Origin of the sequence: Novosphingobium sp. NDB2Meth1 (genome assembly GCF_900117425.1) — a bacterium.
Taxonomy (GTDB): domain Bacteria; phylum Pseudomonadota; class Alphaproteobacteria; order Sphingomonadales; family Sphingomonadaceae; genus Novosphingobium.
Map to the genome: position 1 here is coordinate 63,094 of NZ_FPEH01000022.1, position 19,958 is coordinate 83,051.

Here is a 19,958-nt window from a genome sequence, read left to right on the forward strand (position 1 = left end):
GAAAGGTCGGGCGGATAAGTCCAAGGGATTCCGTCGTTTCCCTCTTTCTGCACAGCGGAAAATTCTCTTTCCAAAGTTATGAATGCAGAAAGGGCCTGCGTCGGCCATGAAGCTCAAATTCAAGGTTCAGCCCTACCAGACCATGGCCGTCGACGCGGTGGTCGATTGCTTTGCGGGCCAGCCCTTCAGCGTCGGTCCAGCCTACAGGATCGACCCGGGCAAGCGGAACCAGGCAGAGGCGTTTGACGATGAAGGGTTCCGCAACCCGGATATCGCGCTCACCGACGCGCAGTTGCTGACGAACATCAATGCGGTCCAGCGCCGGCAAAATCTCCCACAATCGCCATCCCTGACCAGCTTTGTCACGCGGGATGCGAAGGGCAGGGCGGTGCCCGCTCCGGCTGCCTATCTCAAGAATATGGCCGCCGCCGCTCCGCTTCATCTCGATGTCGAGATGGAAACGGGGACCGGCAAGACCTACTGCTACATCAAGACGATGTTCGAGCTGAACCGGCGCTATGGCTGGTCGAAGTTCATCATCATCGTCCCGAGCATCGCCATCCGCGAGGGTGTCGCCAAGTCGCTTTCGATCACAGCGGAGCACTTCACCGAGACCTACGGGAAGAAGGCGCGCTTCTTCATCTACAACTCGAAGCGTCTGCACGAGCTCGAGAGCTTCTCGTCCGATGCCGGACTGAACGTGATGGTCATGAACATCCAGGCCTTCAACGCCAGCGGCAAGGATAACCGCCGCATCTATGACGCCCTCGATGACTTCCAGTCACGCAAGCCGATCGATGTGATCGCCGCCAACCGGCCGATCCTGATCCTCGATGAGCCGCAAAAGATGGAAGGCAAGGCCACGGTCGAAGCGCTTCCCAAGTTCCGCCCCCTGTTCATCATGCGTTATTCGGCAACGCACCGGACCGAGCACACCAAGATCCACCGGCTCGATGCGCTGGACGCCTACAACCAGAAGCTGGTGAAGAAGATCCAGGTCCGGGGTATTGCGCTGAAGGGACTGACCGGCACGACGGCCTATCTCTATCTCGAGGGGATTGAGACGGTCGGCCGCGGCAAGGGCGGGCCCTTTGCCCGTCTGGAGATGGAGATCAAGGACACCACCGGAACGATCAAGCGCCGGCTGAAACGTCTGAAGTTCCGCGATGACCTCTACGATCTGTCAGGCGGGCTCGACCAGTACCGTGACTTCGTCGTGTCGCAGATCGATGCCACCGCCGACACCGTCGAGTTCACCAATGGGATCACGCTTAAGGCTGGCGAGGCTTATGGTGACCTCTCGGAGCGGGACATCCGCCGGATTCAGATCCGCGAAACGATCCGCGCCCATCTTGAAAAGGAGCGTCAGCTCTTCGCCCAAGGGGTCAAGGTGTTGTCGCTGTTCTTCATCGACGAGGTGGCCAAGTACCGCGACTACAGCCGCGACGATCAGAACGGCGAATATGCCCGCATGTTCGAGGAAGAATATGCCGAGGCTGTTGCGCTCGTGCTCGCTGAGCTTCCGCTCGATGAGGCTGCCTGGCGCAAGCACCTCGAAGCGATTCCGGTAGCCAAGACACACGATGGCTATTTCTCGATCGACAAGAAGACCAAGCGTTTGAAGGATCCCGAGGTTGGCGCGCGGTCAACGGATTCCGATGATAGCGATGCCTATGATCTCATCCTGAAGAACAAGGAGCGGCTCCTTTCCTTCGATGAACCCGTCAGGTTCCTGTTCTCCCATTCCGCGCTGAGGGAAGGCTGGGACAACCCGAACGTGTTCGTGATGTGCATGCTCAAGCACAGCGAAAACACGGTTTCACGCAGGCAGGAAGTGGGGCGCGGTCTCCGACTGGCCGTAGACCGGTTTGGCGACAGGCTCGACCATCCCGCGACCGTCCACGACATCAATATTCTCTCGGTGATCGCGAGCGAAAGCTACACCGATTTCGTAGCGGGACTGCAGAAGGAGATCGCCGAAAGCCTCTCCGCCCGGCCGCGCAAGGCCAGCCAAGCCTTCTTCGTGGGCAAACAGCTGCATACGCCGGAAGGGCCCGTGACTGTCACCGACCAGATGGCGACGCAGATTCACCGTTACCTGATCAAGCACGACTACATCGACGACGCAGATCAGATCACAGACACCTATTATACCGCGAAGGCCGAGGGCACTTTGGCCGTGCTGCATGACGATCTGGTCCCATACCAGGCTGAGGTCTTCAGCCTGATCGACAGCGTCTACAGCGATGCAGCTCTTCCCAAGTTCGAGGACGGACGGAAGCCCAAGCGCAACCCGCTGAACGACAATTTTCACAAGGGTGCCTTCCAGGAACTCTGGAGCCGGATCAACCGAAAGGCCGTCTACCGCGTGGAGTTCGACACGGCGGAACTGATCCAGAAATGTATCAGTGCCCTCAACAGCGAACTGCGCGTAACGAAGCTGCAATACACCGTGCAGACGGGGATCCAGTCGGACAAGGTCACCGATGAGCAATTGCGGGGTGGGACTGGTTTCAGCGTCACGCGCAACGAAACCGTCCAGGCCGCGTCGGCCCGCTCGGCGGTGAAGTATGACCTGTTGGGCAAAGTCTCAGAGGCAACCGACCTCCTGCGGCAGACCGTGGCTCAGATCCTCACCGGCATCGAGCCTGCGATCTTCGACCAGTATCGCGCTAACCCGGAGCATTTCATTTCTGAGGCGGCGCGACTGATCAAGGAACAGAAGGCGGGGCACCTGATCGAGCAGCTCGTCTACGATCCGATCGATGAGCGCTATGACGCTGATATCTTCACCGCAGCTGAGATAGGCCAGGATTTCTCCCGCGCGACCGAGCGGCTGAAGAACCACGTCTTCGACTATTGCATCACAGATTCGGGGGTCGAGCGCGACTTCGTAGGGGAGTTGGATACCAGCGCGGAGGTTGAGGTCTATGCGAAGCTCCCACGCGGCTTTCTTATCCCGACCCCTGTGGGCGACTACAATCCCGATTGGGCCATAGTCTTTCGCGCCGGTGCCGTGAAGCACATCTATTTCGTCGCGGAAACCAAGGGCTCGATGTCGTCGCTCGCGCTTCGAGACCTCGAGCGGGCAAAAATCAACTGCGCCAAGAAGTTCTTCGCCAAGCTGGCGGAGGAGAGCCCCACGCCGAACGTGCGGTATGGTGTGGCGGACAGCTACAACAAGCTCATGGAAATTGTGACGACCTAATCGCGTTGGGAACTGGCTAGGGCGTTCACCGGATAGATGACAATTGCTCTCGCCCGGCGCGCCTCGTCTGCCCAAGGATGTGGTTGAGGATAGGGACGAAGAAACAAAGCGATTTGCCTGAGCGTGTACCCGTTGCGACGAGTCAGTTATTGAATAATTTGACCATCATAGACGCCGTTGCTCGAATTGCAGCGACTAATCTGCGACAACTAGACCACGGCCCGAGCCGCCACTGACAGCCTTTCGCGCATCATTTCGCGCAGCTCCTCCGGCCCTTCGATCCGCGCCTCGCCGCCCCAAGTAAACAAGTGCTCGGCGATCTCGCGCAAGCCGCCGGAAAAAAACCGAACCACCAGTTCCTCGCCGTCCTGCTCGATCACCTGACGCGGATGGAAACGCCACTTGCGCGCGCGTTCCGCGCTTTCAGGAGCAACGCGAAGGACGATTTCGTGGCCTTCTTCGCGCCAGATGCCAAAGCTTGCGCTCATCCACTGGTCGAGGTCCCAATCCTCGTCCGCCGCGCCTGCCTGATTGCTAACTCGCGCTTCGGTGATGCGATCGAGGCGATAGGGTGCAGGCTCAAGATCGCGGCCGGGGATCTTGCCGATCAGGTAGGTCGCAGGCCCGTGGATGAGGCCCAGCGGGATAACGCGCCGCCACTTCGGCTCCGCCGCGCCATCGGCGAGGTAATCGAATTCGAGGCACATCCCCGCCATCATCGCGCCCTGCACTTGCGCCAAGGTCTCAGGCGCATGTTCGATCATTGGGCCGGCGGGGACATGGTGGCGCTGAAGGCGGACGAGCGGGTCGAGGTCGGGCGCCATGCGGCTTTTGATCTCGCGCCTAAGGCCGGCCTGCACTTTACGGAGGAGACTTTCGAGTTGCGTTGTCTGCGCCGATCCTGCCTTTCGCGCCGTATCGGCAAGCGATTGCAGGGCTGCAATCTCGGCGACATTGGGCTGAGTGAATGGCGACGGCAGCGCGCCGGGGATGCGGAAGCGCTTGTGGCGGTCGTCGACGCTTTCCTCGAGGTCGAAATGGACGAGGATGAGATCACGCAACCGCTCGGCGGTACGGCGGTTGGCGCCGATCACCTCAGCCATCTCGTCGAGCGTCAGACCTTCGGCGCTTTCCCCAAGCGCTTTGACCAGTGTCAGCAGCCGGTCGAGCTTTGCGTTGCGTGCCATGAGCGCCCTACCCCGCTGCCATCGTCGACGGCACAGGCGCAACCAGCGGGGGCGGCGCGACCAATCCGCGCAGCGCTTCCGCGAGAACCTTCTCGTCCAGCGAGACGTCCGCCGTCGCTATCCTCAGCCGCTCGCTCCCGCCCGCCATACCGAACTGCGCACGCTCGGCGCAGCCCTGCCCTGGCAGACCCGGGTAGAGCAGCATCAGCTCGGCCGTACGGTAGAGCCTAGCATAGGCCATCAGCTGATAGACATCGGCCTGGCTTACCCCGTGCTTGCGGTCGAGCGGGTCGAGGCTCAGCTTCTTCCACTTGGTGTCGATGATGGCCACGATCTCCCGGCCACGCCGCAGCATTATATCGGGCTTGGTACGGAACACCTCGCCGCTGTCGAGATGCGCGCCGGTGAAAGCGCCAAGGCAAGCCCTGTGGCCGCCCTGATCGATGACCTCGATCCCGCTCCCCGCCAACGCCCGGCGCAGCAGCACCGCGATGTATTTCTCGAACAGGTCGTTCATCGGGAACAGCAGGGTCAGACCCTCGGGGGCCTTGGTCTGATGGTGAGTGGCCTGCCAGTCGCGCTGGAGCAGCAGGCGGGCGAGCCGGAAGAGCGCCTCCCAGCGCCGGTTGGTGCGATCGATCCGCACCGCTTGCCACGGCAGGCGGGTGATCGGCATCAGCGGAATATCGGCCAGGGCGTGGCGCAGCTCGTCAAGCTTGCGCCGGGTGCCGAGCGAGCGCGTATGACGAGCAAGGAACACAGTCGCCGCCGCCATGATCCGCATCAGCGGGGTATCGGCCTCCAGCTGATCGAAGCGACAAGCGAGCCGGTCGGGCCGCACCGCATTGCGGGTGAACTGACGGGTCACATCGAGCCGCCCGCGCAGGGCCGGTAGATCTTCCTCGCATTGACGATAGGCCCGCGGCAGGCCGCGCCTCACCTCGGCCAGCAGCCGTGTGGCGAAGGCGTCGATCAGGATTTCAAGGAGGGTATTCTTTTGCCGGGCAATCGCGGCTTCGGCGCCGATGTCGAGGTCCAGCCCGAGGGCGACGTCGAGCATCCGCACAAGCCGATCGCGCACCTTGCCCTCGGGTTCCCCTTGCGCAGTGTCAGGATCGACCTTGGGGAGGATTTCGAGGCTGCATCCCCTGGCCGAGACCATCCCCACCATCTGGCGGGCGATGATCCGTTCACGGCCGAGGACGAGGATATTGGTCGCATCATCATGCGCCAGCGGGTGTTCGCAGGCCGCGGCATGGAGCGCATGGGCATGTTCGCGGGTGAGCCCGCGCTCGCTGAAACGGGCATGGCCCCACTCGTGGATCGTCAGGTGCGTCACGGCGCGAAGGCCTCATGCACCGCGCGGGCGTGATCGGCCGCCTCGCCTGTGAAACAGGCCAGCCATCCGCGCCATGAGCAGGCGGCAAAGCGCACCCGGTTGCCGGCGACGATGCCATGGAAATCCTCGATCTCCCGGCGGTGGGCGACGAAGGCCTCCTGCGGATTGCGGCAGGCATCCTGCGGCTCGGCGTAGAGATAGACCAGCACGGGCGACAGGTCCGACCGATTGCCTTCGGTTGCAAGGCCCAGCGCGTGCTTCACCAACTGCGCGGCATCAAGATGCTTGTATCGCCGAGGCTCCGCCCGCAGCAGGTCGCGCATGGCGCACCAGCCTTGCATTCCCTCACCCCAGACGTCCCGGTCATAGGCCTCGGCCAGCTCTGCAACCTTGCTGTCGCGATAGGGCTCAAAGCGCTTGGACTCAACGCCGATGACATGAGTGTTCGTCCACACCACCGCATCGAGCCACGGATGACGTCCGCCGCTCCACGGGAAGCGCAGCTCGCGCTCGATCGCGACCGCCGTAACTGGGCCGCCAAGGTCGGCCACGGGCGGAAACATCGGACAATCACCGGGCCGGTCGAGGAACCACCCGAAGCCATTTGCCGCCAGCGCCGCACTGCTCTGCGGGCTGGCGAACTTGCCGCTGGCGATCTCGTTGCCCGCAGCACGCCCATAGATTGCGCGCACCTTGTCCTCGGGCACACCGGGCAGAAAGATCGGCTGCGCCCCGCTCAAGCTTGGTCCTCCAGATCGGAGGGCGATGCGGCGCGCGCGGACACGAGTCGGGTATAGGCCCCCTCATCGAAGTAGGAGCGCACCCGCCAGCTCTTCAGCGGCTCCCCGCCCTCGCCCATAGGATCCTCGATAATCTCGCAGGTGAGGAAGTTGCCGCCCTTGTCCTTCTCGCCGAGTACGGCCGCGAGCCGGTTCCAGTCGTCGAAGAAGTATTCTTGGAGCAGCGGGATCACCTTGTCGCGCATCACCGCATCGACATCGGCTTTGGTCTGGCAATCAATGAAAAACGCATGGCCAATGCGGTGATCGCGATCGACGAGGTATTCGATCCGCCGGTTCATCGCCGCGAGCACTGAAGGGAGGTCGATGCCATCCACCTTGCCGAGCAGTTCAGGTTCCGGCGCCATCTCCTCGAACCGGAACCGCCGACGCAACGCCGTATCCAGGAGCGCAATGGAGCGGTCAGCTGTGTTCATGGTGCCGATGATGTGGAGGTTGGCCGGCACGCCGAATTCCCGTTTGGAATAGGGCAAAAGCACCCTCAGCGGATTAGGCATGCCGAGCCGCTTGTCGCGCTCAATGAGCGTGATCAGCTCACCAAACACCTTGGAGACGTTGGCGCGGTTGATCTCGTCGATGATGAGGACGAACTGCTCCGGGCTGCTGACAGCAGCTTCCGCCATGGTCCGGAAAATGCCCGGCTCGTCCTTCAATTCGAACCCAGCACTGCCCTTGATCGGCACGGGGCGTAGCCCTTCGACAAAGTCTTCGTAGCTGAATGTCTGATGGAAGGTGACGAAGGCGATTTGGCCCTTTTCGCGAAGGATGTGGTAGGCCGCCTGCAGCTGACCTCGCTCGGCAGTGTCGGCGATCAGAGGATTGCGGCGATCAAGCCCGAGGCACAGCCGAACCGCTTCGGCCATAGTGCGATAGGTCTTGCCAGTTCCGGGCGGTCCATAGAGAATGATATTCTCAGGATCGGCGTCGAGAGCGTTGGTCTCGATTTCCACCTCAGGCTCTGCCTCTTCAAAGGTGGCGAGATCCCGCCAGTTCGACAGCTTGGACATCACCCACTCGACGTCCTGCGGCTGCCCGGCGAAGGCAAACGCAATCATGTGGCGTGCCAGCTCCTTCTCAGGATAGACCTCCCAGATCGTGGGCTGATAGGTGTAGTGGTACCATTCGCGCGGCTCGAATGGCGGGTCCCAGTCGACCATGACCCTTTCACCATCACCGGGATTGGCGGTTATTGTACCAGTCGCCTTGATGGCCATGACTGATACGGTCCGCCCGCGATTGTCGAAGGGGAGCCCCTGCTTTTTGGTGAAGGTCGACTTGATGGCGATCCTCTGGCCGGGGAGCATGGAGAGAACCTGCTCGCGGTGCCGCTCCCCGGGCTCGCTGATCTCCCAGAAACCCTGCTCGAAGAAACGGTCTAGCTGATCCTCGGTCCGTCCGAAGGCGGCCCCTAGGAACCAGAAGGGCCCCTCACCCAGATCGAGATTGGCTTGCCCAGTTTCTGTCGTGTCTGGCACGCTTTCATCCTCATCGCCGAGCGCCACCCAGATGAACCCCTGCACATCGAACATGTCTCGCGGGTGCCATCCGAATTCCTTGTCGAGCAGCCCGAACAGCGCGCGCATCAATTGCAGCCATTCGGCGAGGTTAGCGTCGCGGAACTCGGTTTGGGGGAACAGCCTGCGGCCGAACAACCGTCGGCCCATCTCGTCGATCTTGGCGATCTTGAACCAGCTCGCCTGGTCGGGGCGCAGCGTGGCCCAGACGGTGATCGGAATGGAGAGCACTTCGCCCCGGCGCAACCCTGCAATCCCAGCATCACGCAGCGCTTCAAGCTCGCGCGCCGCGGCAGGGACAGCTTCTTCGAGCGGGCCATCGCTGCGTGCGAGCACCCCCAGCGCGGTGTAGAAACGGTCGCGCAGATCGGGATTGGCGTTCTGGACTTCGGAAAGGGTCCTCCAGCTGAGCGGCAGGCCAGATCCGCCGACTGAAAGCAGCCGGTAGAGGCTTTCGCCCACTGCCCGGTCATCGTCGCCGCGGGCAATGATAGCCTTGGCCTGTTCGATCAGAGCATTCTTGTATGCGCGCTCCACATCCCAGTAGGCGCCGGCAGCGGCACGGAAATCGCTGAAATCCGGCATCTGGCGCAGGAATGCATCCCGGGCGCGGTGCAGTGCGGGCCAGTCGATGACGACAAAGCCAAGCCGCTCGAGCGCGGTCTTGCATTCCGCACCGCCGGGAAGCCAGTCGCTGCCGCGCCTCGCCAGGGCGTCGCGCACGATCGCCTTGCTGGGATAGCGCTTGCCGTCAAGAACCAGCCAATACTTGGCCGGCTGACCGAGCTCGAGACCAGCGACATATTGCGCGACGTCAGCAACGGCGTCGCACGCAGCCACCGCCTCAAGAACTGCCTCGCGGTCGAGCTCGCCGAACCTTCCTTGAGGTCGGGCCTCTGAATTGCGGAAGCGGAAATAGGCCTTGGCAGCTGCGCGGCAGTCCGCGAGGTTGGAATAGAGCGGCCCCGAGTAGTCTAGCCTGCTCGGGTTGGGAGCACCGGCTGCCTCATCCGCTCTGGAATAGGTCAGTTCGGCCAGCATCGAAGCCCCACCGTCAAGATCGAACTGCTGGTCCAAATCATAGGCGTTGTCGACCTTGCGCGCATCCGAACGCCATGTGGCAATGGATGAGGCGGCGTAGCCTTGCGCTGCCAGCCAAGCCTTGAATTCTGCCTCTCTCACTCGTCTGTCCCTGTTTTTCTGCTCATGAGCCACTGTCGCTCCGCAATACGACAAATTTGGTCATCGAAATGATAAACCGTCTGATTTTTCGGGCCCGGGCACCAGGAGGAAATTTCCCAATCGTAGCTGTTGCCCCGCAAGATCAGAAGTTGAGACCAGCCTCGACCAGATAATCCCGATACTGGTCAGCATGGGAGCCTTCGTAGTTGTCCATCCCCGGCTTGGTCACCCATCCCTTGGGCGCGGCATAGCTGTAGATGCTGCGCTCCGGCTTCTCGTGCCAAGAGATGTTGAAAGCCGCGAGCTTGGGGAAGAACGTCAGGCCAGCATTTCCCGGCACATGATCATGCACCCACCACGCCAGCGCCTGCCAATGACCGGTGCGTTCGTAGTAGGGCAGGAAGTTGTGCACCACGATGCACGCGGTCGCGCCCATGCAGCCATCGGCGTCGCGCCGGTCCCAGATATGGGCGGCGTAGTTTGCCTCGTTCCGGGCGCAGTTGTGCTTGCCAATGCCTGCCTCGTTAACCGCGCAGGAGCGGAAGGCAGAGCGGATCGAGATGCGCCCCAACTTCGCACAGATCGGCTCGAGAAGGTCCTCGCACAGGCGTGTTCCCGCCGCGATTGCCAGCTCGGGATCATCGGGAATGTTGGGTATGCCGTAGTGATTGGCGATCTCTGAATAGAGCATGTCTCGCATGAAGAAGTTCTCGGACAGGCGCACTCGGCCAAGATCTTCGAGCGCGGAAACGGAACCCGGTCTTCGCATCATTCTCTCCCCAATCAATTGCCCGCCAGAGCCCGCGCCACTGCCACCATCGCCTGGGTGTCGCGCGCGCAATAGGCCCTGAGCGCTTCTTCGAGCGCCTCGCGCCGCAGCGGATCGCAAGCCGGATCGGCGGCCTCGAACCATGCCGCCTGCGCATCGCCGCCATGCTTTACTTCGAGCGCGCCGTAATCGAGTTCTGCGGCTATGGTCGGGAGCACCGCCTTGATCGACCAGCTTCCGCGCTGGTCGCGATGATACCAGTGGTTGCGGGCGACAGGCAGAAGATCGACCGTCGCCTCGGCCATTTCTTCCAGACGCGGCGCGAGATCAGGAAAAGCCTTGGCCAGATCGCGCAGCACGCTGCGCTCGAAGGCCGCATTGTAGGCGATGATCGTCGCACCTGCGGGGATATGCTCCACCAGCGCCTCCGCACAGGCCCGGCGCGGATCGGTGCCGTCGCAGCTCAGGAATTCGTGATGGGTCATCCGTCCGCCCCGCCGCTCGAGATGGAGCGAGAACTGGAACGGGATCTGCTGAAAGGGGCGCGTGCCAACCCAGCGCGGGACGGCGGGCGCGATAGTCTCGAAATCGAGCCGGGCGCGGGGCCAGCCCCAACCCGCCATCGCTTTGCGCGCCCCTTCGGCGTCGTGAAACGGGATGCCGTCGCGGGTGGCGGCAAGGATGCGGGCGTGCCGGTCGTTCAGGTCGGCTTCTGCCAGATCGAGCAGATCCTCGACCCCGCGATCCAGCCAGCGCTTGCCGCCGCCATAGGGGAGCACGGTCACGGGCCATTCCGGGCCCTGCGGCAGGTCGCGGCTGCAATAGGCGGCGAACTCGCAGGCGAAGGGCACGCTGCAATGATCGCCCATCTCGCGCTCGGGTTCCTCGCCGGAGAGCGTGGCGCGCGCCTCGGCGACCAATGCCGGGCGGGTGGCAATTGTGCCCTCCAGCTCCGCAAGCAGATCGGCATCGGTAAACAGCCCGACATAATCGCCCTCGCGGGTGAGGACGAAGCTGGTATCGATGTGGCGGATAGCGGCGCGTTTCAGCTCGATCCCCGCCTCGCGCATCACCCAGACCTGCGTTGCGAGATCGCCGCGGTGGTAGTCCTTGACCTTGCCCGAACTCTTAACCTCGGCTGCCGCCCAGCCCCCGCCTTCGACCTTTTCGAGCACATCGACGCGCACCAGCACGCCATCATATTCGAAGGTCGCCTCGAAGATCGGGCCGGGGTGACCGCCGGAAATGAGCGCCGAAGTCTTGGCCAGCGCCTCGGCAAGCGACGGCGGATCGACCATCACGCCACCCGGATGGAGCGCACAGGCGATTTCGCCCACCGCATTGCCGGTCGCAAATCGTGCTTCGGCACCCTCGTCCTGCTCAGCCAGCTCTGGACGGTGCGTCGCAAGCCACAGCTTCTTGGGGCATTGCTCGAAGGCGGTGATCTTGGATTTGGAGAGGCCGAAACGGCGGTTTCGTGTTTGCGTCATGCCGCGTTTCCTACAAGCCCATCACGACAGAATTGGTCGTTCAATCCTCAATGACAGGATACATCGGCATCGCCCAGTCCTCATCCGGGTTGTCCATCATCAGGTCGATGAACAGCGGCAGCAGATGGCCGAGGATCGCAGCGCCATCGCGCACTTGTGACCGATTGGCGGCACTGTTCCAGGTCGCACCGCCATGGAGCAGCTGGTTGCGCAGGACGTAGAGCCTGTCGAACAAGATCGAGAGCACGACTGGCGTGTCGCCGGCCGCCAGTGCGGCATTGGCAGCGCGCTTGGCCGCCTCGAACGTGATATCCCACCCTGCTCCGCCCGGCAGCCCAGCATGGTGCTTCCAGAACGGCGCAAAGACATAGCGATTGTCTAGCAGGATGCGGATTTCCTGAGGGAAGCGCGTCCACAGCGCTTTGTAGAGCCGACCATCTCCATCCAGCCTCACAAGATCGCGGAAGAAACCATCAAAGCGTTGGCGCTCATTGGCAACGCCGGACCTACTCCCTGCCCACTCATCGTTATCTAGCGCGCGCTCGAGATCCCCAGCATAAGCGGCGTTGAACCCGATCCACAGGTGGATGAAGCGTGTATCAAGATCCTCCTCCTCGCGATGGGCGCGCAGAAGCCAACTGAGTGCGCGGTGCACGCGCAAGGTCAGCGGCAAAGCGAAGCCATCACGAAGTGTGCGTTGTTTGTCCTTGAGGCGTTCGGGGTGGAGCGGATCGGTAGTCGGCATCGCGGCAATCATTGCGCCAGAAGGTTCGATCCGACAATATTTATCTCGTTTTCCCAGATGCTTCCAGTTAGCGTCTTGCGAATGATGGAACACAGAAGGACGCGGGCGACCAGATTTGTCGCAACTATGATCGAAAGTCTTCCCGGTACTTGCTTAGCCCGATTCCGCGGAGATATTTTCTGATGCACGAAATCACGATGGCCGGCCCCTCGGATGATTTCCTCGCTATGTGGAAAGCGGCTGGCAATCGCATCCAAAGCTTCTTTGAGGACGGGTTGCAAAGCTGGCTCAAGGTCGACCCGCGCCCGCCGTTTCTCGAACACCTCTCGTTCCGACTTGGTAACCAAGTGTTCTTCCTTCGAATGGAGGATGTCGAGGAGCAGGCCGAGGTGCCAGGGAACCGTGAGGGCCTTGAGTTGGTGGCAGAAGGCTGGAACGGCTATCCCTGCCTCATGCCCATGCGCCGAACCTTGAGGGGGTGGGAGCCTGCCCGACCGGGCTGGGGTTTGATCGACCTGCGGCACGGCGGAAGCATCAATCCCGCGATGTTGGTAACCGAAGAACCTGTCGCAATGACCGACTGGGAGTTGCTCGACTTCGCGGTGCAGGTGGTTCGGAACGACTTGAAGGGGCGCGGCTACGATATCGTGTCTACGCACTCAAATCCGCAAGTCGATCCGAACATCTGGTTCGTCGCCGACATCGCAAAGGGGCCGGAATGGGTGGTTGTACGCGCAGCCCGCTTCCCTGACCAGAAAGCCCGCACCCCCGCCAACCTCAACGCCATCGCAAGGAACGTCGCGCACATAAGCGGGAGTGGCCACTTCGCATCTGTCGCCTTCGCCGGGCTCAAGGACTCGCAAGGGTTGCTCTGGCGCGGGCATGGCCTGGAGGTGGGGTTTGACGGGCTCGAGCCAATAGCCCGGGCGCACTGACAGTCTTCGGAGGAGCCACAGGGCAATGCGAACAGTGCTCGGAATAGATGCGGCGTGGACTCAGAAAAACGCTTCTGGGGTTGCGGTGGCGATCGAAGAGGAAAACGGATGGCAGCTTAAGGGCGCATGGCCGTCTGTCGCTCACTTCCTCGCCGAAGCTCATGGGCAGCCCTCCCCCGAGAAGGCGTCGGGAGGTGTGGCCTGCGCTGATGAGCTACTTGCCGCAACCAGCGCGCTCGCAGGTAATGCACCTGATCTGGTGGCGATCGACATGCCCATGGCGCTGAAACGGATTACGAGCCGGCGCGGGTCGGACCAAGCAATCTCTCGTGCCTACGGCGCGAAATGGTGTGCAGCGCACACCCCCAGTGCGTCGCGCCCAGGTCCGATCAGTGACCGCCTCCGGCGAGAGTTCGAAGACGCGGGATATGGCCTGTGCATTAGCGAGATCACCACTCCCGGCTTGATCGAAGTCTATCCGCATCCGGCATTGGTGGAGCTGTGCGACGAACCAAAACGCCTGCCCTACAAGGTCGGGAAGATGCGCTCATACTGGCCCAAGGCAAGCCCGGCGCATCGCCGTCTCCTTTTGTCCGGCGAATGGAGCGCGATTGGAGCAGTGCTCGAACCCTATCTCCAAGGGTCTGAAGCGTATTGCAGCACTTTCGACTTAACCCCCAAGCAGTTGAAGGCGCAGGAGGACATGATCGACGCGATTGTCTGCTGCATCTGCGCGATCCGGGCCCTGAATGACGGGGCCAAGCCACTTCGTGACGACGAAAGCTCTGCTATCTGGGTGCCGCTTGCTGACCCGGTTCTCCAGTCGAAGACATTGTTGCCAAGTAGTCCGCACTCGGCACGCGCACAGGTGCGCCGAGAAGTATTTCACGACAATATGCTAGAGGACCCGTACCTTGCGAAACTCGTCTAGCGTGACCGGTTTGGTTTCAATTCAATATCAGGCTGAGGAAAGCTTGGCATGACTACGGCAGAACAAGCTGCATTTGGCGGCGAAGAGATGAATTTTAGGTCGACCGGACTTGTCCACACGGTCACCAGCGACATCAAAGCTCTACAGCGGAACCTTCGTGAGAGTTACGGCTCCGGGTTCACTATCTTCAAAGAGCTGCTGCAGAATGCTGATGATGCAGGCGCCACCACTTTGGCGCTGGTTGCGCATGACGGCTTTAGCGAAGCAACAAATCCCCTTTTGCGCGCCCCTGGGCTTGTGGTTGCCAATAATGGAGTGGTCTTAGCGAAGCACATGGATGGCATCACTCTGGCCAGCGGAGGAAGTAAGGCCGATGAGCGTGTCGCAGTAGGACGTTTTGGGCTGGGGCAGAAGTCTGTCTATCACCTGTGCGATGCCTTTTTCGCGCTGGGCTGGGTAACGGACAACGAAGACAAACCGAATCTTTTGCTAATGAACCCTTGGGCGGGCATGCCAGAAGCCCAAACCGCCAGCAGTGAATGGCAAGCACTGACACTTCAAGACAAAGAGGTCCTTCTCAAGGCGGCCAAAGTGATCGCTGGATCACAAGGAATGGTCCTGTTTCTGCCACTGCGAACGACCAAATTGCGTCCAGGCCCGATGGCATGTTTATCCGAAAGCAATTGGGATCCGGACACCGCCATAGATGATATATTGGCCGGGGAGGAATTGTCCGTTACCCTGTGCTGTCTGCGCAAGCTTGAGACCGTGCGCATAGTTCGTCGAAATGGCGTCGAGCGGTTAATCAACTTAAGCAAGGGTGCCCGCCGATTGGCAGGCCCCGACACCACAGTGCATGAAACTGTGATTGCTGGCGCGGTAACTGGGGTTGGACGAGAAGTTTCTTTTTCAGGCCGGCAACAATGGGCGCGCCAGGGCTTCGCAGAAGGCTTACTCGAACAGCCCGGTTGGACGCCGGATTACACTCTGGATCACAAGCCCATCCCGCCAAAGGCTGATCCTCACGGTGCAGTGATTGTGTGCCGGAAGGAGGCCGAGAAAATCCCGGCGCGGCTGACGGTCAGAAACGCTGTCTACCTGCCGCTTGGAGAGCCGCTTGAGTCCTTGGACCTTGATGCTGGAAATCAGGACATCGAGCTCGTCCTACATGGCTATTTCTTCGTGTCTTCTGACCGCAAAACGCTACGACAAGACGATCACATAGAAGCACGTTGGAACGATGCGTTACGACGCGAAGCAACCCTCCCTCTCGTTCTGGATGCCCTAGCCGATGCTCTCCCTGCGCTGAACGGGGATCAGGAACGTTATGCAGTGGTCCGTGCCTTGAGCGCCACCCGCCACCAGTGGTGGATGAAGTATGGCGCTGATGCTTGTTGCGGACGGGCACTTGCGCGGTGCTCGACTGGCCAAAGGCCACCCGACTGGCAGGTGGTGCAGGCTGATGCACTGCGTCCTGTGCCAGTGGGCATTGCGACCACGCTCCCGCGGCTAAAGGAGGCAATCCAAGATCTGGAAGCCTGGTGCATCGCTCGGCGGTTGATGCTCTGCTTTGGTTCGGTGCTGGCAGAAGCCCCACCGTTCTGGCCTGACGGAGAACTCGCAGAGCTTGTGAGAAAAGCTGGCCCGGCGACTTTTACGAGAGGCCCGGTCGCGGAGACCATGGGCGCGCTGTTGGAAGGCCAAGGAGGCCCGCAGACCCGTGAGGCTCTGGCCGATCAATTGCGCTTGGCCTGTGCCGACCCTGATTCAAGTTTCGCTCCGACAGAGCGCCTCAAGACCATCGTTCGGCACCTGCCGCCAGAACAGTTGCTCTTGCTTCCGCCATCGGTCGAGAACCGGTCCGTAATGGCCGCGCTGGCTAATCAGGCCCTGCCAGTGAAGTCGATCTGGTTGGACGCCGCCGTAGCGCAGCAGCCAACTATAAACCTTAGCAACGCCGTAGCCTTGCTCAGCGCTCTGGAGCCTTTGCTGCTCCAAGGTGGGCAAGTGAGCCTACAAGCCGCGACAATGGTGCTTCACGTCTTGCGCCACGGCCCGCGAATCGACGAGCTCGCGCGAAACGATACGGGACGATACCTGAAGGTCATTCCAGCCCGTCAAATGCAAAGTGCGGCGACAGAACGCCTGTCGCTGGAAACAGTCATTACCTTGCAAAACAATGGTTTGCTTTTCGACCCAGCGCCCAACAAGGAATTGGACTTGTTGGCTGAGGCGGTTGCTGCACCAGCCATTTATAAGCTGGACTTGCGCGATGGAGGGATCGAGGGTTGCGCGTCGGCCAAACGCAAGGAAAGCTTAGTGGCCGTCCTTCAACGGGCACAGAGCTTTGGTGACCCAGGCAAGTGCGGTGAGCTTGCAGAACTGCTTCGTGAAAATGCCCCGACCGAGGTACTGCGGCGGCTCGTCACACAGGATGCCGAGCTAGACGGCGATGTAGAACTCGTCGAGTTGACCGGCTTCGGCGATACGCTTGATGGGCTAGTCGATCGTCTTTGTCCGAACCGTAATGTGCGCCTCATTTCGTCGGCTACTGCGGAGGAGCTTCACAAAGTTCGCGCGAAAATTGGCCTCAAACCCTTGGATGTTGCATTGTTGGGGAAGTGGCTGAACGATGCGTGTTCCGAGGGAACACTGCCACACATTGACGCGGCGACTGCGCAGGCTCTGCTCGCTTCGAACATTGATGATACTGTTCTGAAGTACCTACCGCTCAACCGCTGTCTCGGCGAAGACACACTTCATCCGGCGATAGCCCTGTTCCGCGGCCAGCGCTCGCAGGTTCCAGCAAGCCTCGCCAGCTTTGCTAGGCTGGCCGATCTCTGGCCAGATCAAGCCGCTAGCGCTCGGCAGAACCTACTGATCGAGAAATGGGGGCCAGAAGCGATCATCCGCTCAGCACTCGCAGCACCCCAACCGGAGATGTTCACCGCAGAAATCTGTGATGTACTCAAGGGACCCGGCGGTGTTGCCGTCGACCTGATTGAAATGCTGGCGGAGGCGGCGTGGATCGGCGTTGAGGGACAGGCATGGAGGCCCCTGCAAGTACTGGATTTGCCGCTTGACGCTGAACAGGCTTGGACTGAGCTGGCTGGCGGTTGCGGCAGCTTTTTGAAATCCAGTCAACTTCCAACCTGCTTACGCGACGATAACGTACGTGTGCGCTTGGAGAACATCTTGCCCAGCAAGCATGCTTCGTTCTCAATGGCGCTGAAAACCTTGGGCGAATCCGGTATCGCAGGTCTATGCCTTGATGCAGCTAGTCATCTTCCCGACCTGCGTCGCATAGCACAAACCGGAGCAATGCTCGGGGCGGATGCCCGAAACGGGGGCGTGTGGTCGTTGCTCGCTTCGGCTCTAAGGGAAGACTTTTCCGATCCCGAGATGATCGCTCTAGCCGCAGCCTTGCGCGCCCCAGAGACTGCGACAATCGTAACTCAGATGAACGCCCTCGCCGAGCTGGCAGAGGAGCGCGTGCATGAACAGGTGGCACGCCGCCTGCATCTCGCTGCTTTCCAGGCCAATGTTGCGAACTTGGGCGACAACGCTGGCTATCTTCCAGCAGATCTCCTCGTTCTAAACGCCGACGACCGCTTCGTGAGGTCAGATGCCGTGGCATACGACGCCGCCGGTCTTGCATCCGCTGCCCTTCTCGACAGGCGCTATGCCGCTTTACTCAATATCCGGGAAGACGCCGTCGTTCTGCCTGCCGTTGGGGAAACCAAGATGCCGCTGGCAGCGGCGCTTGAGCGCACTTTCGGCCCGCTCGTTAAGCATGATCTTGGAGATGGCATCCTGCTTGCACTTGCAATGTCAGGTCGGGGGGCAGAAATCCGCGACCTCGCCAGTAGATGGCAGGGGCAGCATACCTTCGACCGAATCATCTATGATCTTGATCAGGTGCCTGCAGACCTCAAACTTGATCCCTTGACCATACCCAAACGCCTCGAGGAACTGCGGTTTGAAGTCAGCTTTCCCGAGGGCGGCACAGCTTTAGTCTATTCACTCGCAGGTACGGCCTTCAAAGCCCCACTTTCGGGCCGGGGGGAGGCGTTGCTGATCCAGTGCCGCCAGCGCGAAAGGGCTCCGCAAGACATTCAGGCCCGCTCGGTTTGCTGGGACTTGGTGCTGGGCGATGTCGAACCAGCGAGTACCGATCATGCCAAAGCCTTGTTGCGCCAATTCATGTATGCGCTTGCGCCGGCGCTGCTGCTGGGCATGCCCTCCCAGCGTCAGGCGCTTCTGGAACAGTTGGACAGCTACTTCGCCAGCAACCAGCGCTCGCTGGATGATGCGCGTCGGGAGCTGCGCGATGTTCTATATGACAGGCTGGAGGGGATCCGGGCTGGCAAGGTAATCCGTGAAGCTGTCGCGGACTTTCATCGCATCAAGTATGGAGACCTCGAAGGCGCGCGTGATGCCTTGTGGGATGCCGCCCAATCACCGCAAGGTGCTGCCGAATTGCTCGACGCGATGCGCGTCAAGATCGCGGAGATGGGCTATCGCCCGGACCGAGTCCTATTCGAGCTTTATCAGAACGCTGTCGATGCTCAGGCACAATGGCATGGGAGCGGCAAAGTCCAAATCGAGGCGAGGCGTGATGATGATGGGACGATCAACCTCATCCGTCTCATCCACTGGGGCCGACCGATCAACCAGCCTGGCCCCGACCGAACCAAAGCCGACAACGAGGGCCATGAGCGCGACCTTTCGAATATGCTCGCGGTCAGCCACTCTGCCAAGGAAGGCGACGCTATCACAGGGCGTTTTGGACTGGGGTTCAAGACCGTGCACATGCTTTCGGATAGTGTCGGGCTGGCCAGCGCCGGGGTGATCCTCCGTATCGCCGGTGGAATGGTGCCGGTTGCCTGGGATGAGGGGGAGGCAGAAGCTCGTCCCTACAACGACCGTGGCCGCAAGGCGACGTTGATCGACATTCCGATAGCTGATGATCGCCGAGCAGAAGCCACCGCAGCATGGGAAGCCTTTTGCGCTGCCGCTCCAGTGCTCGCCGCCCTGGGTCGCGGCGGGGAGATCAGCCTGATTAACGGAACAGAACCAGTTGACACCTTCGGCAATGATGTCCGCCCACTAATCGATGGCGTAGCAGCCGTGTCTCTGGATCGTGGGCGGCAGGCACTGCGGTTCGACGTTGGCGAACGCTTCAGACTGTTCGTCGCTCTCGGCCGCAACGGACCTCATGCTTTTCCCAGGGAAGTCGCCCAATTCTGGCATCTCGTCCCCTTGATGGGCATTTCCCGCAATGGCGCATGGCTCATGGAGGGACCATTTCCGGTCGACCCTGGCCGCAGTCATTTTTCCGGCTCAGCCGAGGAAAACGAAGCACTATTCGCTCGGCTCGGCCAACGGCTCGCGGAACGACTGGTCGCGCTGCATGAGGCCAGTGAAACGAAATGGTGCGATTTGGCCCGCCAGCTTAACGCCAGTCCGGACGGCAAGGATGCCTTCTGGCAGGCCCTCATTGCACAATTCGTTCCTGATCTGGACTCGGGCGCACCCCAGAGAAAGCTCCATCGGCACGGCGGCGGGATTGCCCAAGTGCTAGGGCAATGCGCGCTGGTGCCGCTGGCCTTTGAAGGAAACAGCTGCGCGGCAGATGTTGCATGGCGGCTCGAAGGCGCACTGGCCGACCCGCGCGTTTACAAGCTGCTCCAGAGTTGGTCTGCACTCGACCCATTTCGCCAAAGCCTCAGGTCGTGTCCCACGGGGTGGTGTAGGAAGGTTTCTCTGAGAGGGTGGCCACCGTCGATCTTCTGGTAGGGTTCGGATGCGAACTCGAACCTGGAGAAGAAGACGATGACCGACGACAGAATGGCCCT

11 protein-coding genes are annotated in these 19,958 nt (G+C 61.1%); 4 read left to right on the plus strand and 7 right to left on the minus strand.

Features of this window, described 5'->3' with window-relative positions; translation table 11 throughout:
• Positions 1 to 142 precede the first annotated feature (142 nt).
• Positions 143 to 3,208, plus strand: coding sequence for a type III restriction-modification system endonuclease (locus tag NDB2M1_RS16305; protein WP_371328214.1), 3,066 nt, complete (start codon positions 143 to 145; stop codon positions 3,206 to 3,208).
• A 209-nt stretch (positions 3,209 to 3,417) separates the two neighbouring features.
• Here NDB2M1_RS16305 and NDB2M1_RS16310 read toward each other — a convergent pair whose 3' ends face one another.
• The 7 genes from NDB2M1_RS16310 to NDB2M1_RS16340 all read right to left on the minus strand — a co-directional run bounded on the left by NDB2M1_RS16310 (position 3,418) and on the right by NDB2M1_RS16340 (position 12,246).
• Positions 3,418 to 4,395, minus strand: coding sequence for a helix-turn-helix transcriptional regulator (locus NDB2M1_RS16310; RefSeq protein WP_072383931.1), 978 nt, complete (start codon positions 4,393 to 4,395; stop codon positions 3,418 to 3,420).
• A gap of 7 nt (positions 4,396 to 4,402) precedes the next feature.
• Positions 4,403 to 5,734: an McrC family protein gene (locus tag NDB2M1_RS16315; RefSeq protein ID WP_072383932.1), complete on the minus strand. Its 1,332-nt coding sequence runs from the start codon at positions 5,732 to 5,734 to the stop codon at positions 4,403 to 4,405.
• Positions 5,731 to 6,474, minus strand: a complete 744-nt coding sequence (locus NDB2M1_RS16320) for a PGN_0703 family putative restriction endonuclease (RefSeq protein WP_072383933.1) — start codon at positions 6,472 to 6,474, stop codon at positions 5,731 to 5,733. The genes NDB2M1_RS16315 and NDB2M1_RS16320 overlap by 4 nt, the downstream gene beginning before the upstream one ends.
• Entirely contained in the window at positions 6,471 to 9,230 is a 2,760-nt protein-coding gene (locus NDB2M1_RS22905; RefSeq protein ID WP_072383934.1) for an McrB family protein, read from the minus strand. Before NDB2M1_RS22905 ends, NDB2M1_RS16320 begins: the two co-directional genes overlap by 4 nt.
• A gap of 142 nt (positions 9,231 to 9,372) precedes the next feature.
• The gene (locus NDB2M1_RS16330; RefSeq protein WP_072383945.1) at positions 9,373 to 9,999 is read right to left on the minus strand and encodes a peptidase M15; all 627 of its coding nucleotides are present in this window, start codon (positions 9,997 to 9,999) and stop codon (positions 9,373 to 9,375) included.
• A 14-nt stretch (positions 10,000 to 10,013) separates the two neighbouring features.
• On the minus strand, positions 10,014 to 11,489 hold the full coding sequence (locus tag NDB2M1_RS16335; protein ID WP_072383935.1) for a DUF2779 domain-containing protein: 1,476 nt from the start codon (positions 11,487 to 11,489) through the stop codon (positions 10,014 to 10,016).
• A 40-nt stretch (positions 11,490 to 11,529) separates the two neighbouring features.
• Entirely contained in the window at positions 11,530 to 12,246 is a 717-nt protein-coding gene (locus NDB2M1_RS16340; protein ID WP_072383936.1) for a HEPN domain-containing protein, read from the minus strand.
• A 170-nt stretch (positions 12,247 to 12,416) separates the two neighbouring features.
• Between NDB2M1_RS16340 and NDB2M1_RS22910 the strand changes: the two genes are divergently transcribed.
• The 3 genes from NDB2M1_RS22910 to NDB2M1_RS16355 are packed head-to-tail and all read left to right on the plus strand — an operon-like array spanning position 12,417 to position 19,899.
• A complete protein-coding gene (locus tag NDB2M1_RS22910) occupies positions 12,417 to 13,169 on the plus strand; it encodes a hypothetical protein (RefSeq protein WP_072383937.1) in 753 nt (250 codons plus the stop codon).
• Positions 13,170 to 13,194: 25 nt separating this feature from the next.
• The gene (locus tag NDB2M1_RS16350) at positions 13,195 to 14,100 is read left to right on the plus strand and encodes a DUF429 domain-containing protein (RefSeq protein ID WP_072383938.1); all 906 of its coding nucleotides are present in this window, start codon (positions 13,195 to 13,197) and stop codon (positions 14,098 to 14,100) included.
• Between the two features lie 48 nt (positions 14,101 to 14,148).
• Positions 14,149 to 19,899 (plus strand): sacsin N-terminal ATP-binding-like domain-containing protein, encoded by a 5,751-nt coding sequence (locus NDB2M1_RS16355; RefSeq protein ID WP_072383939.1) that lies wholly within the window; start codon positions 14,149 to 14,151, stop codon positions 19,897 to 19,899.
• The last annotated feature ends 59 nt before the right edge of the window (positions 19,900 to 19,958 follow it).

Bases quoted from the DNA above. Each gene is read 5' to 3' on its own strand.
- NDB2M1_RS16310 (WP_072383931.1), bottom strand. From the start codon at position 4,395: ATGGCACGCAACGCAAAGCTCGACCGGCTGCTGACACTGGTCAAAGCG.
- NDB2M1_RS16305 (WP_371328214.1), top strand. From the start codon at position 143: ATGGCCGTCGACGCGGTGGTCGATTGCTTTGCGGGCCAGCCCTTCAGC.
- NDB2M1_RS16355 (WP_072383939.1), top strand. From the start codon at position 14,149: ATGACTACGGCAGAACAAGCTGCATTTGGCGGCGAAGAGATGAATTTT.
- NDB2M1_RS22910 (WP_072383937.1), top strand. From the start codon at position 12,417: ATGCACGAAATCACGATGGCCGGCCCCTCGGATGATTTCCTCGCTATG.
- NDB2M1_RS16350 (WP_072383938.1), top strand. From the start codon at position 13,195: ATGCGAACAGTGCTCGGAATAGATGCGGCGTGGACTCAGAAAAACGCT.
- NDB2M1_RS16335 (WP_072383935.1), bottom strand. From the start codon at position 11,489: ATGACGCAAACACGAAACCGCCGTTTCGGCCTCTCCAAATCCAAGATC.
- NDB2M1_RS16330 (WP_072383945.1), bottom strand. From the start codon at position 9,999: ATGCGAAGACCGGGTTCCGTTTCCGCGCTCGAAGATCTTGGCCGAGTG.
- NDB2M1_RS16340 (WP_072383936.1), bottom strand. From the start codon at position 12,246: ATGATTGCCGCGATGCCGACTACCGATCCGCTCCACCCCGAACGCCTC.